Here is a 16339-nt window from a genome sequence, read left to right as displayed (position 1 = left end):
GGGTTCTAAGATGGGGGCACGGTTCGGGCATCAGGACCGGAAGGGACCCCATTGGCTCAGCTGCTCGTCTTGAGTTCCGCCCCGGGCGGCAGTCCCGTCCTGCCCGCGCTCGAGCTGCTCAGTCATCGCGTGCGGCAGATCCCGGCCGAGCCCGCCCAGCTCGTGAACGCGCCGAGCTCCGATGTGATCTTCGTCGACGCGCGCACCGACCTGGTGGGCGCCAAGTCGCTGTGCAAGATCCTCAACACGACGGGGCTCGACGCCCCCCTGGTGCTCGTCGTCACCGAGGGCGGACTGACGGCCGTGTCGACCGACTGGGGCATCGACGACGTCATCCTCGTCGGCGCGGGCCCCGCCGAGGTCGACGCGCGCATCCGGCTCGCGGTGGGGCGGCAGTCGGCGGCGCAGGTGTCCAGCCGCATCCAGACCTCCGGCATCACGATCGACGAGTCGTCCTACTCGGCGAAGGTGCACGGCAAGCCGCTGGATCTCACCTACAAGGAGTTCCAGCTCCTCCACTTCTTCGCGACGCACCCCTCGCGCGTCTTCACGCGCGAGCAGCTGCTGAGCGAGGTATGGGGATACGACTACTTCGGCGGCACGCGCACGGTCGACGTACACGTGCGGCGTCTGCGCGCCAAGCTCGGCGACCTCGAGCAGCTCATCGGCACCGTCCGCAACGTCGGGTACCGGTTCAACGTCTACGAGGACGACCAGATCCCCTCGCCCCGCGAGGCCTCCCAGGCCTGATCTCGTCGCGGGCGCACGATCGACCACGCGGTTAACGCGGCGGTCACCTGGCCCTGACATGATGAGGTAATGATCGACACCGACGTTCTGGACACCGGGCTGGGCGACGAGGACGACGACGACTTCGACGAGATGGTCGAAGACGGCGACGCGCAGCTCCCCGAGCACCGCTACATGGACCGCGAGCTCAGCTGGCTCGCGTTCAACCAGCGCGTGCTGGAGCTCGCGGAGGATCCCTCGCTGCCGGTCCTGGAGCGCGCGAACTTCCTCGCGATCTTCGCCAGCAACCTCGACGAGTTCTTCATGGTCCGCGTCGCGGGGCTCAAGCGACGCATCGTCACGGGGCTCGCCGTGCCGACCAACGTGGGCCGCGCTCCTCAGGACGTGCTCGCCGACATCTCGGATGCCGCCCACGCGCTGCAGCTCCGTCAAGCGGCCGTCTGGCTCGACATGGTGCAGCCGGCCCTGTCCGACGCCGGCATCGACGTGATCTCCTGGGACGATCTGACCGCCGCCGACCGCGACGAGCTCTCCGACTACTTCCAGTCGCAGGTGTTCCCGGTGCTCATGCCGCTGGCCGTCGACCCGGCGCACCCCTTCCCGTACATCTCGGGCCTGTCACTGAACCTCGCGATCCGCATCCGCAACGCCAAGACGGGCCGTCAGGAGTTCGCGCGTCTGAAGGTTCCGCCGATGCTGCCCCGTTTCGTCGCCGTCCCCGGCGAGCCCGGGCGGGCGCGTTACCTGCCGCTGGAGCAGCTCATCGCCAACCACCTCGGCGACCTCTTCCCGGGCATGGAGATCCTCGAGCACCACACGTTCCGTCTGACGCGCAACGAGGACGTCGTGATCGAGGAGGACGAGACCGAGAACCTCATCCAGGCCCTCGAAGCGGAGCTCCTGCGCCGACGCTTCGGTCCCCCGATCCGCCTCGAGGTCACCGAGGACATGGACGACGTCACGCTCGACCTCCTGATCGCCGAGCTCGACATCACCGAGCAGGAGGTGTACCGCCTGCCGGGCCACCTCGACCTGCGGGGCCTGTTCGACCTCTCCCGCATCGATCGGCCCGAACTGCACTACCCGGCCCACGTGCCGACGACGGCGCCGGCGTTCCAGCCGCTCGAGCAGAACGGCCGTGCCGACTTCTTCGCGGCGATCCGCAAGGGCGACGTGCTCGTGCACCACCCGTACGAGTCGTTCACGACGAGCGTCGTGAGCTTCCTCGAGCAGGCGGCGCGCGACCCGCACGTACTCGCCATCAAGCAGACGCTGTACCGCACCTCGGGCGACAGCCCGATCGTCCAGGCGCTCATCGACGCGGCCGAACGCGGCAAGCAGGTGCTCGCACTGGTCGAGGTCAAGGCGCGCTTCGACGAGGCGGCGAACATCGTCTGGGCCCGAAAGCTCGAGAAGGCCGGCGTGCACGTCGTGTACGGCCTCGTCGGGCTGAAGACGCACTGCAAGCTCCTGCACGTCATCCGCGAGGAAGACGGGATGCTGCGCAGCTACAGCCACATCGGCACCGGCAACTACAACCCGAAGACCAGCCGCATCTACGAGGACTTCGGGCTCTTCACCGCCGACGAGCAGGTGGGCCGTGACCTCACGCGCCTGTTCAACGAGCTCAGCGGCTACGCGATCGAGAAGAAGTTCAAGCGCCTGCTCGTCGCCCCGTTGCACCTGCGCAAGGGGCTGCTGCGCCAGATCGAGAACGAGCGGCGCCACGCCCTCGAGGGCAAGCCGGCCCACATCCGCATCAAGGTCAACTCGATGGTCGACGAGCAGATCATCGACGCCCTGTACCGCGCCAGCCAGGCCGGGGTGCGCGTCGACGTCTGGGTGCGCGGCATCTGCTCGCTCAAGGTGGGGCTGCCCGGCGTGAGCGACAACATCACGGTCCGATCGATCCTCGGCCGCTACCTCGAGCACTCGCGCATCTTCGCGTTCGCCGGGGCCGGCGAACCGCAGGTGTTCATCGGCAGCGCCGACATGATGCACCGCAACCTCGACCGCCGCGTCGAGGCCCTGGTCCGCGTCGTGGCGCCGGCCCAGATCAAGGAGCTCGTCGACCTGTTCGATCTGGCGATGAGCGACGACACGAGCTCCTGGCACCTCCAGGACAGCGGCGAGTGGCAGCGCCACAGCACGGATGCCGAGGGCAGGCCGCTCATCGATCTGCAGGACCGCACGATGACGCAGGTGCAGCGTCGGCGGCGGGCCCGGGCGGTGCGATGACCGACACCGCCGTCTACGCCGCCGGCGGAGTGGTCTGGCGCGTCGTCGACGGCAAGCTCCGCGTCCTCGTGATCCACCGCACGGCCTACGCCGACGTGACCATCCCGAAGGGCAAGGTCGATCCCGGCGAGAGCCTGGCCGAGACCGCCGTCCGCGAGATCTTCGAGGAGACCGGCATCCGGGTCGCGCTCGGCATCCCGGTCGGCGTCTCGCGCTACCGCATGCCCAACAAGCGGCAGAAGATCGTGCACTACTGGTCGGCGGAGGCGACGGATGCCGCGATCCGCGCGTCCGCGTTCGTGCCCAACAAGGAGATCGCCGCGATCGAGTGGCTGTCGCCGCGCAAGGCGCTCGCGAAGCTCTCGTACCCGGTCGACGTGGAGATCCTCGAGGAGTTCCTGCGCTACGTCGACGACGGTGTGCTCGCGACGTTCCCGATCGTCGTGCTGCGCCACGCCAAAGCGCTCCCCCGCGAGGACTGGGACGGTGCGGATGCGGCGCGTCCCCTCACCGCTCGCGGGGCGAAGCAGGCGGCGGCCGCCGTCGGCCCGCTCCGCGCGTTCGGTGTGCGCAAGATCGTCTCGAGCGACGCGGTCCGCTGCGTCACGACCGTGACGCCGCTGGCCGCGAGCCTCGGCAAGGAGATCCACCGCACGAGTGCGCTCAGCCAGGACGCCTGGGAGGACGGCACCTCCGACGTGCGCGCCGTCATCGGCCGGCGCGTGCGCTCGCGCAAGCCCGCGGTGCTGTGCAGTCACGGACCGGTGCTTCCCGGCATCCTGTCGGAGCTCGCCCTCGCGACCGGCACCCTGCACGGGTCGTACCTGGGCAGCGCCTCGGCGCTGGACACGGGAGCGTTCTCCGTCGTGCACCTGTCGGCGACCAATCCGGGATCCGGCATCATCGCGATCGAGACGCACGAGCCGAAGCTGTAGCGGTGGAGGGCCTGCGTCTCGCGTGGGGTCCGGTGCCGCCCGGGCGGATCGCTCGGCGCGAGGCCGCGTGGGCGCTGCTGCGGACGCTGCTGGCGGAGGCCGGGGCGCCCGAGGTCGTGCTGACCAACCCGTGCCCCCGGTGCGGGGGTGCGCACGGCCCGGTGCAGCTCCGCGGTGCGCCCTGGTGGGCGGCGGTGACCTACGCCGGGGCGACGGCGGTCGTCGGCATCCTCCCCCGTGACGCCGCCGACGGGTTCGCCCTCGACGCCGAGCCGTTGCACGATCCGGTGCGCGAGGCGGCGGGCGGCATCCCGGGAGGGCTGCGGCGGTGGGTTCGCGCCGAGGCCGCGCTGAAGGCCGACGGCCGCGGACTGGCGGTGGACGCGGCATCCGTCGCGATCGCCGGCGACGGCGACGATCGCTGGGTCGCCCGGCTGCCGGGCACCGCGCGGGTCGTGCACGGGGCGGAGGTCGAGGGTCCCCCCGGGGTCCTCGTCTGCGCCGCTGTTCTCACCGACGCGGGACGAGTCGCCGCGGGCGCGTGACGATCGTCGGAGATTCGTGCCGAAAGCGCTCGCGACACGCGGCCATCGGCGTCGGCGCGATCACAACTCCGACGTTCGTCACGGGCTACCGGCGCGGGCGTAAGCGCGGCCGCAGGCGCAGGCGGCGGGCCTACGGCCGCGGCAGCGGCGGCAGCTCTGTGCGGTCGAGCCACGGCGTGAACACGTCGTCGAGGTCGCGGCCGGCGACGCGCTCGGCGAGCGCGCGGAAGTCGTCGGTCGTCGCGAGTGCGTGCCGATACGTCTCGACCCAGTCGTGGAGCACCCGCGCGAACGCCGGAGGACCGATGCGGCACCGCAGGGCGTAGAGGGTGAGCGCGCCCCGCTTGTAGACGCGGTCGTCGAACATGAGATCGGGTCCGGGGTCGCTGAGCAGCAGATCCTGCGGCAGCGCCCGCAGACGGGCGTGGTGCTTCGCCGCCTTCTCCGCCACCGTCGCCGCGCCGGACCGCTCGAACCACAGCCACTCCGCGAAGCAGGCGAAGCCCTCGTTGAGCCAGATGTCGCTCCAGCGCCCGATGCCGACACTGTTGCCGAACCACTGGTGGGCGAGCTCGTGGGCGATCAGCCGCTGCTCCTCGGGCACGAGGTGGTTGCTGCCGAAGACCGCCAGGCCCTGGGCCTCCAGCGGGATCTCGAGCTCGTCGGGCGTCACGACGAGCGTGCACGCCTCCTGCGGATACGGGCCGAAGGACTCCTCGAACAACGCGAGCATGCGCGGGACGTCCGCGAACGCCCGCGTCACCTCACGGCGGAGCCCGGCGGGGGCGAACACCCGCATCCCGTCGCCGTCGTCGCGGGATCCGAGCAGGGTCTGCTCGTACGGGCCGATGTGCACAGCGACGAGGTAGGTGGCCACCGGCACGGCGGACACCGACGTGACCGTCACCCGTCCGCCGGCCGTCGCCTGCGCGGCCGGTCGTCCCGTGAGCACGGGGAGGTAGCCGGCATCCGTCGTCACCGCCAGTCGCATCGGCGCCCGCGCGTCGGGACGGTCGTTGCAGGGGAACCACGTGGGCGCCCCGGTGGGCTGCGAGGCCACGAGCGCGCCGTCCTCGAGCTCCTCCCACCCGATCGTGCCCCAGCGGGAGCGCCGCGGGGCGGGGGCGCCGGCGTAGACCACCTCGATCGAGAACCGCTCCCCGGGCTGCATGCGGTGCGGCAGCGTGACGCGGAGCTTGCGCGGACCCTGCGCGAACCGCGTGCGACGGTCGCCGTCGACGCGCACCCGCGAGGCCCGCAGCCCCACGAGGTCGATGCTGACTGCCGACACCGGTGCGGCGGCGACCGCGTTGATCGTCGCGCGCCCCTCCAGCCGGTTGGTGCGCACGCGGTAGTCGATCGCCACGTCGTAGGACTCGACGTCGAAGCCCGGATCGCCGCTCTCGGGGGCGTAGGGGTCGTGCCCGCTCACGAGGTGGACTGGTACGCGCGCACCGTGACGGCGTTCCAGGGACCGATGGGATTGCCGCTCCAGCGCGATCCCACCGGCACGGTCTCGCCGCGCATGACCAGGGATGCCGGGCCCACCGTGGCGTGGGCGCCGATACTGGCCGCCGGGAGGATGACGCTGTGGGGTCCGAGGGTCGCCCCGGCCGCGAGTTCGACGGTGTCCATGCTCATGATTCGATCATGGAAAAGGTGCGTCTGCACGACGCATCCCCGGTTCACGGTGGATCCGTCCCCGAGAGTCACCAGGTCGGGCTCGGGCAGCCAGTAGCTGTCGCACCAGACGCCGCGGCCGATGCGCGAGCCGAGCGAGCGCAGCCAGACCGCGAGCGCCGGAGTGCCGGTGGCGGCCCGCGCGAACCACGGCGCGGCCACCATCTCGGTGAAGGTGTCCGACACCTCGGTGCGCCACACGAAGCTCGACCACAACGGCTGCTCGCCGGCGCGGATCGGGCCCACGATCAGCCACTTCGCGGCCGTGGACACGCCCGCGGCGACGGCGCCCGCGCACAGCAGGACGACGCCGGAGAGCAGGATCGCGACGCCGAGTCCGGCGACCTCGATGAGGGCCGCCAGCACGAAGACGACCAGCAGCCCGATCGCGCAGGTGACGACGACGGGGACGAACCTGCACAGCTCCCAGAGCGTGCGCGCGACCCGCAGCCGCACGGGCGGCCGGTAGGTGCGCGACTCGTCGCCCTCCGCCGAGCGCCGCCGCAGCCGGACGGCGGGCGAGCCCAGCCACGACGATCCCGGCTTGGCCTTCACCGGCGCGGCCGACAGGACGGCGACGAGGCCGTCGCGCGGCACGCGGTGCCCCGGCGCGGCCATGCCGGAGTTGCCGAGGAACGCGCGCTTGCCGATGCGCACGGGCCCGAGCCGCATCCAGCCGCCGTGCAGCTCGTAGGAGGCGACCATCGTGTCGTCGGCGAGGAAGGCACCGTCCTCGATGCGGGTGAGGGAGGGGATCAGCAGCACGGTGGATGCTTCGACGTCACGGCCCACCCGGGCCCCGAGCAGACGCAGCCAGACCGGCGTGAACAGGCTCGAGTACAGCGGGAACAGGATGGTGCGGGCGGAGTCGAGCAGGCGCTCGATCGTCCACGCCTGCCACCCGATGCGGCTGCGGACGGGATGGACGCCCTCCCGCAGCCCGACGGACAGCAGGCGCACCGCGAGCACCACGACGGCGGCGAAGACCAGCCCCGCGACGATGACGCCGGGCACGAGCCACACCAGCGCACCGCCGAGCGCCGCCGCCAGCGACGAGGCGCCCACCATGCCGCGGGCGACGACGAGCCCGCCCGCCGCGAAGGCGACCAGCGGCAGCAGGGCAAGACCCAGCGCCGACGCGGCGTAGGCCCACAGCCAGCGGTTCGGCGCGGGCGCCCGCTCGACCGGCCATTGCGCCGACGTGCCGCCGACGCGCACCGCCGGCGAGCCGGCCCAGGTCTGGTCGGCGCGGACGCGGCCGAACACGGCGGAGCCCGGAGCGATCTCGGCTCGGCGGCCGATGCGCGTTCCCGGAGCGAGCGTGCTGCGCGAGCCGACGGTGGCTCCGGCGCCGATGCGGATGCCGCCGATGCGCACGACATCGCCGTCGATCCAGTACCCCGACAGGTCGACCTCGGGCTCGATGGCCGCGCCGTCCCCGATGTCGAGCATGCCGGTGATCGGCGGCAGGGCGTGCAGATCGACGCCGCTGCCGATGCGGGCACCGAGCGCCCGTGCGTAGTAGCTCACCCACGGCGCTCCGGCGAGCCCGACGGCATCCACCTGGTCGGCGATCTGCTCGGCCAGCCAGAGTCGGATGTGCACCCAGCCGCCGCGCGGGTAGTCGCCGGGGCGGACGCCGGCGAGCAGCAGTCGAGCGGATGCCGCGGCGATCGCCATGCGACCGAACGGCGTCGCGAAGACGACGAGGCCGACCACCAGCAGCCACAGCGGCGCATCGGGCAGGACGTCGAAGCCGGGGACCAGCTGCAGCAGGGCCGCAGCGGTGAGCAGGTACAGCATCCATCGGATGCCGGAGAGGATGAACAGCGGGACGGCGAGCACGGTCTGCGCCCACTGCGCGCGGCGCGGCGTGGGCTCGGGGCGGTGGAACGTGGTCGACGCCTCCTCCTGCAGGCCCGATCCGAGCGCCTTCGCCATCGCCCCGAGACGGGGCACGTCGTAGATGTCGGCGACCGAGAACTCCGGCACACGCGTGCGCAGCCGCGACACGAGCTGCGCCGCGGCGAGCGAACCGCCGCCCAGGTCGAAGAAGTCCGCCTTGCGATCGACGACCGGCATCCCGAGGACGGCGAGCCACTGCTGCGCGAGCCAGGCCTCGCCCGGGGAGAGGTCGGAGGCCGGCAGCTCGACGTTCGGCAGCGGCCACGGCAGCGCGGCACGGTCGACCTTGCCGGAGGTGCGCACCGGCAGCTCGTCGACCACCGCGAGGAGCGGGACCATGGGCGCGGGCAGACGTGCGGCGAGGTCGGCGCGCGCCGCCAGGCGGTCGAAGTCGGGCGGCGCCGCGAGGTAGCCGACGAGCACGGGGACCCCGGCCTCGGTCGTGCGCACGGCGGCCGCGGCGCCGGTGACACCGGGCAGGTCCTGCAACGCCGCCTCGACCTCGCCGAGCTCGATGCGACGTCCGCCGACCTTCACCTGGTCGTCGGCGCGCCCCTGGAAGACGAGGCCTTCGGACTCGTAACGGACGAGGTCGCCGGAGCGGTAGGCGCGGTCCCATCCGAGCGTCGGCAGGGGGGCGTACTTCTCGGCATCCTTGGCGGGGTCGAGGTAGCGCGCGAGACCGACGCCGCCGATGATGAGCTCACCGACACCGCCCTCGGCGACCGGCTGCCCGTCGGCGTCGACGACCGCGAGCTTCCACCCGTCCAGCGGCAGGCCGATGCGCACCGGCACCGAGCCGTCGAGAGGCGCGGCGCACGCGACGACCGTCGCCTCGGTGGGGCCGTAGGTGTTCCACACCTCCCGGCCGTCGGCGACGAGACGCGCGGCCAGCTCGGGCGGACAGGCCTCGCCGCCGAAGATGAGCAGACGCACGTTCTCGATCGCATCGGCCGGCCACATCGCGGCGAGGGTCGGCACCGTGGAGACCACCGTGATGCCCTGCCGCAGCAGCCACGGCGCGAGATCCTCCCCCGAGCGCACGAGCGACCGCGGCGCCGGCACCAGGCACGCACCGTGACGCCACGCCAGCCACATCTCCTCGCACGACGCGTCGAAGGCCACCGACAGCCCGGCCAGCACGCGGTCCTGCGGCCCGAGCGGCGCATCGGGCACGAACAGGCGCGCCTCGGCATCCACGAACGCGGCCGCGGAGCGGTGACTGACCGCGACACCCTTGGGCACGCCCGTCGACCCCGACGTGAAGATGACCCAGGCGTCGTCGTCGACGCTCGGCGGCGGCACGGCGATGATCGCCTGCGTCGCCGGGTGCGGCGCCGCCCCGTCGAACAGGCCGCGGCCGACGGCCGTGTCGCCGGATGCCGGGGAGTACTCCCCCGCTCCCGAGACGACGCCGCTCACGCCGGCCTCCCCGAAGACGAGCTGGGCGCGCTCGTCGGGGTCGTCCGCGTCGACGGGCACGTAGGCGGCGCCCGCGGCGATGATCCCCAGGATCGCGATGTAGAGCTCCTTCGACCCCGACGGCATCCGCACGCCCACGCGATCGCCGCGGCGCACCCCCGCGTCGTGCAGACGGGCGGCCGTCGCCCCGACCCGCGCAATCAGCTCGCGGTAGCTCAGCGCACCCGAGCCGTCGTCGATCGCGGACGCCTCGGGGAAGGCGAGCGTGGTCGCCCGGAGGACGTCCAGAAGGGTCCGGGCCGGCGGCGCGGCGGCCGACCGGTCCAGTGCCGTCTGCGCAGAGCCCGTCACGTCAGGAGAGCAGATCGATCAGCTGCGCCTTGGTCAGACGCGAGTACCCGGAGCGGCCGTCGGTGCGGGCGCGATCGCGCAGCTGCGCGACCGTGAGCGCCGCGAGCTCCGACGCTGGTCCGCCCGGGTCCGCGGCGGTGTTCGCGGCGGCGGTGGCGCCCGGAGCGGCCAGCTCGGACGCGAGTGCGTCGGATGCCGCGACGGCCTCGGCATCCGCGCGCGCCGCGGCCCGCTCCGCACGGCGGGCCGCCTTCTTCAACGCCTTGGCTTCCGCGGCCTCGGCGGCAGCCCGGGCGGCGGCCCGCTCGGCCTCCGCCGCGCTCTGGCGGGCTTCGGCGCGAAGCCGCGCCTTGCGGTCGGCCGCCGAGACGGCCTTCGCGACCGCGCGCTCCAGCCGGCGCACGGCGCGTTCGGCCTCGCGGGTCACGGCGCGTGGTTTGCGGCGCAGACGCTTCTTCGACACGTCCGCGGCGTCGCGCGCCTCCTCGATGTACTCCTCCAGTCCGGCGGCGAGCTTCTTGGGAAGGCTCTTCGCCGTCTTGGCCGCTGTCTTCGCTGCCGCGGATGCATCGGTGACGGCGTCGCGCGCCGCGCGCTCGGAGGTGCTCTTGGTGCCCATGGCGCTCATCGTAGGCGTGCCAGGTGAACCGTCGGAGAACCGGTGCCGCGCCGCGACGGCGGGAGCACGCGATCGCACGGCATCGTTAACCCGTCGTTCACCTCCACAGCGCCGGCCGGTAAGAGTCGCTGTCTAGCGTCGGGGCGTGCCCTGCACCGGGCCGCATCTCCCGAACAACGTGAAGGATTCACAGTGAAGCTCACCCGTATCTCCCAGCTGGGCGCTCTCGCGGCCGTCGCCGCCCTCGCCCTGACGGGCTGCGCGTCGTCCGGCGGCAACACGCCGGCCGAGAGCGCGAGCCCGACGGCGACCAGCTCGGACGTCGCCTTCCAGATCGACCCGAACCTGAGCGGCACGATCACCGCCGGCGGCTCGAGCGCTCAGTCCAACGCGCAGCAGGCCTGGACGACCGCCTACAACGCGACCGCCAAGAACGTGACGATCAACTACGACAAGTCGCAGGGCTCCGGCGGCGGCGTCACCAACTTCCTGAGCGGCGCGTACGACTTCGCCGGCTCCGACTCGCCGCTGAACGCCGACCAGACGGCGCAGTCGAAGGCGCTGTGCACCGAGGGCGGGATCAACATCCCGATCTACCTCGACGGCGTCGCGATCATCTTCAACATCCCCGGCGTCACCAAGCTGCAGCTGAGCGGCGAGACGATCGCGAAGATCTTCGCCCTCCAGATCACCGACTGGTCCGACCCGGCCATCACGAAGGACAACGGCACCGCTCTGGCCGCCGGCGCGATCACCACGGTCGCCCGCTCGGACGGCTCCGGCACGACCCAGAACTTCACCAACTACCTCGCCGCGACCCAGTCGTCGGTGTGGACCTTCCCCGCGGGCAAGGACTGGCCGGTCGAGGGCAACGTCTCGAAGCAGAAGGGCGGCTCCGGCGTCGTCGAGGCCGTCAAGGCGGGCTCGGGCACCATCGGCTACGCCGACCACTCCGCGATCGGCACGCTGAACGCCGCCTCGATCGTCACCGACGGCACCGCGGTCGCGTACAGCGGCGAGGCCGTCTCGAAGACCTTCGAGGCCGCCGCGGTCGACAACTCCAACGGCGTCGCCGGCGACCTGTCGAAGAAGTTCGACTACAGCAAGCTGACCCCGGAGTCGTACCCGATCCCGCTGGTCTCGTACGCTGTCGTCTGCTCCACCTTCAAGGACGCCGCGCAGGCGGAGCTCGTGAAGTCGTACCTCGGCTTCGTCACCAGCTCGCTCGGCCAGTCGGTCGCGGAGAAGAACGCCGGATCGGCGCCGCTTCCCGAGTCGGTGCTGGCCGACGCCGCGAAGACGCTCGCGGCGATCAAGTAACACCTCGTCCCGGTCCGGTCTGCGCGGCTCACGCTGCGCAGACCGGACCTGGCTGAGCAGGGTCGTCGATCCCCGGATCGACGGTCCTGCTGAGCCGGACAGCACAGCCCGACTCTGCGATCTTCCCGACCCGAGGAGAACACATGACCCTGCCCGACCTGGGGGTTCGTCGTGGCTGACGTCAAGACCGCACCCGCGCAGAAACCGGCATCCAACATCGTCGGAAAGCGTCGCGCCGGGGACTCCGTCTTCCTCGGCCTGTCGACCACCGCGGCCGTGTCGATCATGATCATCCTGGCCGGTGTCGCCATCTTCCTGATCCTCAAGGGTCTGCCGGCGATCACGGCCAACTGGAGCGAGGGCGACCTCGCCGGGTACCAGAACAAGGACTGGACCAGCTTCTGGGACTACGTCGCCCCGCTGCTCTGGGGAAGCATCTGGGCAGCTCTGATCGCCATGGTCCTCGGCACCCCTGTGGCGATCGGCATCGCGCTGTTCATCTCGCACTACGCCCCGCGGCGTATCGCCGGCTTCCTCGGCTACATCATCGACCTGCTGGCCGCCGTCCCCTCCATCGTGTTCGGCCTCTGGGGCATCATCGTGATGCGGCCGCTGCTGCTGCCGCTCGCGGACTTCCTCAACCAGTACCTGGGGTGGATCCCGCTGTTCCAGGGTCCGGTCTCGAGCACGGGATCGACGATGCTCGCCGGCGGTGTCGTGCTCGCCGTGATGATCCTGCCCATCGTCACCTCGATCACCCGCGAGATCTTCCTGCAGACGCCGCGCCTGCACGAGGAGGCCGCCCTCGCCCTCGGGGCCACCCGCTGGGAGATGGTGCGCCTGGCCGTCATCCCCTATGCCCGCAGCGGCATGGTCTCGGCCACGCTGCTGGGCCTCGGGCGCGCCCTCGGCGAGACGATGGCCATCGCGCTCATCATCTCGCCCAGCCTGATCTTCTCCGTCGCGCTGCTCACGGACGGCTACAACTCGCAGACGATCGCGGCGAACATCGCCCTCAACTTCCCCATCGCCACCGATCTGCAGCGCTCCGCCCTCATCGGCACCGGCCTGATGCTGTTCGTCGTCTCGCTCGCCGTGAACATGCTCGCCCGCTACATCATCGGGGCGACCGGTCCAGGCTCGAAGGGCCGCAAGAGAGGAAAGCGCTCGTGACCGAGCTCAGCACGCCCGTCGCAACGACCTCGACGCCGCCGCTGTCGCTGACCAGCGGCCAGCTGCCCCGCTTCATCGAGCCGATCGTCCTCGCCGTCTCGCTCGCGGTGATCGCGGCGCTGCAGCTCGTGCTCGGCGGGTTCAACGTCGCGACGTGGCTCATCTTCAGCGCCCTGGTCTACCTGCTGGCGATCGGGGTGTTCTCCGCCATCGTCGAGGGCCGGCGCAAGTCGACCGACCGCGTCGTGCGCGGCCTGGTCACGGCGGCCTTCGTGCTCGCCGTCGCACCGCTGATCTCCACGCTGTGGACCGTCGTGTCCAAGGGTATGGGCGTCATGTCGTGGGACTTCGTGACGAAGGTCGGCGGCACGACGTTCGACCCCGACACGCTGGCGGTCGTCTCGACCCCGGGCGCGCTCCAGGCCATCGTCGGCACCCTCATCATCACGGGGATCGCCGCCCTGATCTCCGTGCCGATCGGCATCCTGGCGGCCGTCTACCTCGTCGAGTACGCCCAACCGAACAATCCGCTGCGACGCGCCATCACGTTCCTGGTCGACGTGATGACCGGCATCCCGTCGATCGTCGCCGGTCTGTTCGCGTTCTCGCTGTTCGCCCTGATCGTCGGACCCAAGGCGTTCAGTGGCTTCTCGGCATCCATCGCCCTGTGCGTGCTCATGATCCCGATCGTGATCCGCTCGACGGAGGAGATGCTGCGCCTCGTACCCGCCGACCTGCGCGAGGCGTCGTTCGCCCTCGGCGTGCCGCGGTCGACCACGATCATCAAGGTCGTGCTGCGGACGGCGGCGAGCGGCATCATCACCGGTGTCGTGCTGGCCGTCGCCCGCGTCATCGGCGAGACCGCGCCGATCTTCATCGCGGCCAGCTTTACCGACAACTTCAACTCCGACCCGTTCAACGGACCCATGCAGACCCTTCCGGTCATGGCCTACACGGCCTACAGCTTCCCCGGACAGGACATCGACGCCTCCCAGGCCCAGGCCTGGGGTGCCGCGCTGCTGCTGGTCATCCTCGTCGTCATCTTCAACCTGATCGCCCGGATCGTCGCGAAGGTCTTCGCGCCGAAGGCACGCTAAGCAAGGAAGGCACCAGTGTCCAAGCGCATCGAAGTCGAGAACCTCAACGTCTACTACGGCGATTTCCTCGCCGTGGAGGGCGTGTCGATGGATATCGAGCCCCGCGCCGTCACGGCGTTCATCGGCCCGTCGGGCTGCGGGAAGTCCACGTTCCTGCGCACGCTCAACCGCATGCACGAGGTGATCCCCGGCGCCCACGTCGAGGGCAAGGTGCTCGTCGACGGCGACGACCTGTACGGTCCCGGCGTCGACCCGGTGCTCGTGCGCCGCCACGTCGGCATGGTGTTCCAGCGGCCGAACCCCTTCCCCACGATGTCGATCAAGGAGAACGTGCTGGCGGGCGTGAAGCTCAACAACAAGCGCATCTCCAAGAGCGACGCGGATGCCCTCGTCGAGCGCTCCCTGCAGGGCGCGAACCTGTGGAACGAGGTCAAGGACCGCCTCGACAAGCCCGGTGCGGGCCTGTCGGGCGGCCAGCAGCAGCGTCTGTGCATCGCGCGCGCGATCGCCGTCTCCCCCGACGTGCTCCTCATGGACGAGCCCTGCTCCGCCCTCGACCCGATCTCGACGTTCGCGATCGAGGAGCTCATCCAGGAGCTGAAGTCCGACTACACGATCGTCATCGTCACGCACAACATGCAGCAGGCCTCCCGCGTCTCCGACAAGACGGCGTTCTTCAACATCGCCGGCACGGGCAAGCCCGGAAAGCTCATCGAGTACGACAACACCGACACGATCTTCACGGCCCCGTCCGTTCAGGCCACGGAGGACTACGTCTCCGGCCGCTTCGGGTGAGCGACCGCTGATCGCTGTCCGGCCCTGCCGCGCTCCGTGCGCCGCGGGGCCGCGTCGGTCGTGGGGGGGCTGAGGTCGTGGAGCGGGCTGGGGTCGTGTCCCGGCTCGGTTCGGGTGCGAACTGCAAGGGCTCCCCCGCGACACGCCGGCACCACAGCATCCACCCCGGCGTGTCTCTCGCCCGACCTTGCAGTCGCGTCCCCCGGATGCCGCCGCACCTGTCACCACCCCACGCACCCGCCCGCGCCGCCCGGAACGCCCGGGACACCCGGCCGCTGGGTTTTGGAACCGAACTGCAAGGGCTCCCCCACGACACGCCGGCACCACAGCATCCACCCCGGCGTGTCCCTCGCCCGACCTTGCAGTTCGGTCCCCCGAGCTATGACCACCCCAGGCACCCACCTGCGCCGCCGGGCCGCTCGGCTACTCGGGCGCCGAACCGAACTGCAAGGGATCCGACCCGACACGACGCCACGCCGGCATCCACCCCGGCGTGTCCCTCCCCCGACCTTGCAGTTCGGGTCGGGCATGAGCCGGCCACAGGCTCCTCCACAGACGGCCGACACACGACTCCGTCCACGGATGCCGGGACTTCGCCCGTCACCGTCACGCAGACTGGCGACGATGTCGGCATGTGCGATGTCCGACCGGCCGTGATGACGACCGCGATGCTGCGGCGGTCGGGCCTGTCGCGCACCCAGCTGCGAGAGCAACTGCGAGCCGGCATCCTCGAACGCCGACGCCGGGGCGTGTACGTCATCGCCGATGCGTGCGATGCCGCGCGTGCGGTGGCCGGGCACGGAGGGCGACTCGCCTGCATCACGGCCGCTAAGCACCTCGGGCTCTGGGTGCTGACCGCCGACCCGCGGGCGCACGTCTGGCTCTGCGACGGGCAGCGCACGTATCACCCCAACGGATGCGGGTGCGTCGAACACTGGGACGACGGGCCGCTCGGCCCGCCGGGGAGCACGCCGTCGATCCCGCGGCTGCTGCTGCAGATCGCGCGGTGCCACGGCGTCGAGGAGTTCTTCGTCGTGCTCGAGTCGGCGTTGCGGCTCGGTCAGCTCGACGACAGCGGCCGTCGGTGGCTGCGACGGCGCAGCACCGCCGCGATGCGCGAAGCGCTCGACCTCGCACGGGATGACGCGGACAGCGGCCTCGAGTCGTTGCTGCGGTGGCGGCTTCGTCACCTCGGCCTTCGCGTACGGACCCAACGGCGCATCGCGGGGATCGGCGTCGTCGACGCGCTCATCGGCGACCGGCTGCTCGTCGAGGCCGACGGCGTCGACAACCACGATGGCGCGCCGCACCGCCACAAGGACCTCGTCCGCGATGCCACCGCCGCCATCTGGGGCTTCATGACGCTGCGGTTCGACTACGCCATGATCGTGCACGACTGGGACCTCGTCGAAGCCGCGATCGTCGGCGCCCTCGCGACCCTCGGCCGCGCCGAGCAGCATCACCTCTGACCGCACTGCCACGCCCGCGCCCCCGCCGCCACCCCGCACC

General features: G+C 71.3%; 12 protein-coding genes. 9 read left to right on the top strand and 3 right to left on the bottom strand.

All coding sequences use genetic code 11. The features are described 5' to 3' along the window. Positions 1 to 51 precede the first annotated feature (51 nt). The 4 genes from AC1Q49_RS04390 (at position 52) to AC1Q49_RS04375 (ending at position 4468) form a co-directional block, all read left to right on the top strand. A complete protein-coding gene (locus tag AC1Q49_RS04390; RefSeq protein ID WP_060959915.1) occupies positions 52 to 750 on the top strand; it encodes a response regulator transcription factor in 699 nt (232 codons plus the stop codon). Between the two features lie 69 nt (positions 751 to 819). Further along, on the top strand, positions 820 to 2988 hold the full coding sequence (locus AC1Q49_RS04385; RefSeq protein ID WP_492491065.1) for an RNA degradosome polyphosphate kinase: 2169 nt from the start codon (positions 820 to 822) through the stop codon (positions 2986 to 2988). Next, on the top strand, positions 2985 to 3923 hold the full coding sequence (locus AC1Q49_RS04380) for an NUDIX hydrolase (protein WP_060959917.1): 939 nt from the start codon (positions 2985 to 2987) through the stop codon (positions 3921 to 3923). The genes AC1Q49_RS04385 and AC1Q49_RS04380 overlap by 4 nt, the downstream gene beginning before the upstream one ends. Positions 3924 to 3925: 2 nt before the next feature. Continuing rightward, positions 3926 to 4468, top strand: coding sequence for a 4'-phosphopantetheinyl transferase family protein (locus tag AC1Q49_RS04375; RefSeq protein WP_492491064.1), 543 nt, complete (start codon positions 3926 to 3928; stop codon positions 4466 to 4468). Positions 4469 to 4598: 130 nt separating this feature from the next. On the opposite strand, the gene AC1Q49_RS04370 is transcribed toward AC1Q49_RS04375, so the two are convergent. The 3 genes from AC1Q49_RS04370 to AC1Q49_RS04360 are packed head-to-tail and all read right to left on the bottom strand — an operon-like array spanning position 4599 to position 10445. Continuing rightward, positions 4599 to 5900, bottom strand: a complete 1302-nt coding sequence (locus tag AC1Q49_RS04370; protein ID WP_492491063.1) for a M1 family metallopeptidase — start codon at positions 5898 to 5900, stop codon at positions 4599 to 4601. Next, positions 5897 to 9826, bottom strand: coding sequence for a Pls/PosA family non-ribosomal peptide synthetase (locus tag AC1Q49_RS04365; protein WP_492491062.1), 3930 nt, complete (start codon positions 9824 to 9826; stop codon positions 5897 to 5899). Before AC1Q49_RS04365 ends, AC1Q49_RS04370 begins: the two co-directional genes overlap by 4 nt. Position 9827: 1 nt before the next feature. Continuing rightward, the gene (locus AC1Q49_RS04360; protein ID WP_492491061.1) at positions 9828 to 10445 is read right to left on the bottom strand and encodes a hypothetical protein; all 618 of its coding nucleotides are present in this window, start codon (positions 10443 to 10445) and stop codon (positions 9828 to 9830) included. A gap of 192 nt (positions 10446 to 10637) precedes the next feature. Between AC1Q49_RS04360 and AC1Q49_RS04355 the strand changes: the two genes are divergently transcribed. The 5 genes from AC1Q49_RS04355 to AC1Q49_RS04335 all read left to right on the top strand — a co-directional run bounded on the left by AC1Q49_RS04355 (position 10638) and on the right by AC1Q49_RS04335 (position 16299). Further along, complete coding sequence (locus AC1Q49_RS04355; RefSeq protein ID WP_060960444.1) at positions 10638 to 11765, top strand: phosphate ABC transporter substrate-binding protein PstS; 1128 nt, start codon at positions 10638 to 10640, stop codon at positions 11763 to 11765. A 171-nt stretch (positions 11766 to 11936) separates the two neighbouring features. Next, complete coding sequence (gene pstC / locus AC1Q49_RS04350) at positions 11937 to 12938, top strand: phosphate ABC transporter permease subunit PstC (protein WP_060960445.1); 1002 nt, start codon at positions 11937 to 11939, stop codon at positions 12936 to 12938. Next, positions 12935 to 14035 carry a phosphate ABC transporter permease PstA gene (gene pstA / locus AC1Q49_RS04345; protein ID WP_060960446.1) on the top strand — a complete coding sequence of 367 codons (1101 nt, stop codon included), beginning with the start codon at positions 12935 to 12937 and terminating at the stop codon, positions 14033 to 14035. Before pstC ends, pstA begins: the two co-directional genes overlap by 4 nt. A gap of 15 nt (positions 14036 to 14050) precedes the next feature. Beyond that, positions 14051 to 14830 (top strand): phosphate ABC transporter ATP-binding protein PstB, encoded by a 780-nt coding sequence (gene pstB, locus AC1Q49_RS04340; protein WP_060960447.1) that lies wholly within the window; start codon positions 14051 to 14053, stop codon positions 14828 to 14830. 632 nt (positions 14831 to 15462) lie between these two features. Next, positions 15463 to 16299, top strand: a complete 837-nt coding sequence (locus AC1Q49_RS04335) for a type IV toxin-antitoxin system AbiEi family antitoxin domain-containing protein (RefSeq protein WP_492491060.1) — start codon at positions 15463 to 15465, stop codon at positions 16297 to 16299. Positions 16300 to 16339 lie beyond the last annotated feature (40 nt).

It is taken from the genome of Microbacterium sp. MPR-TSA4 (genome assembly GCF_058792815.1).
This window is presented reverse-complemented; position numbering and strand designations above follow the sequence as displayed.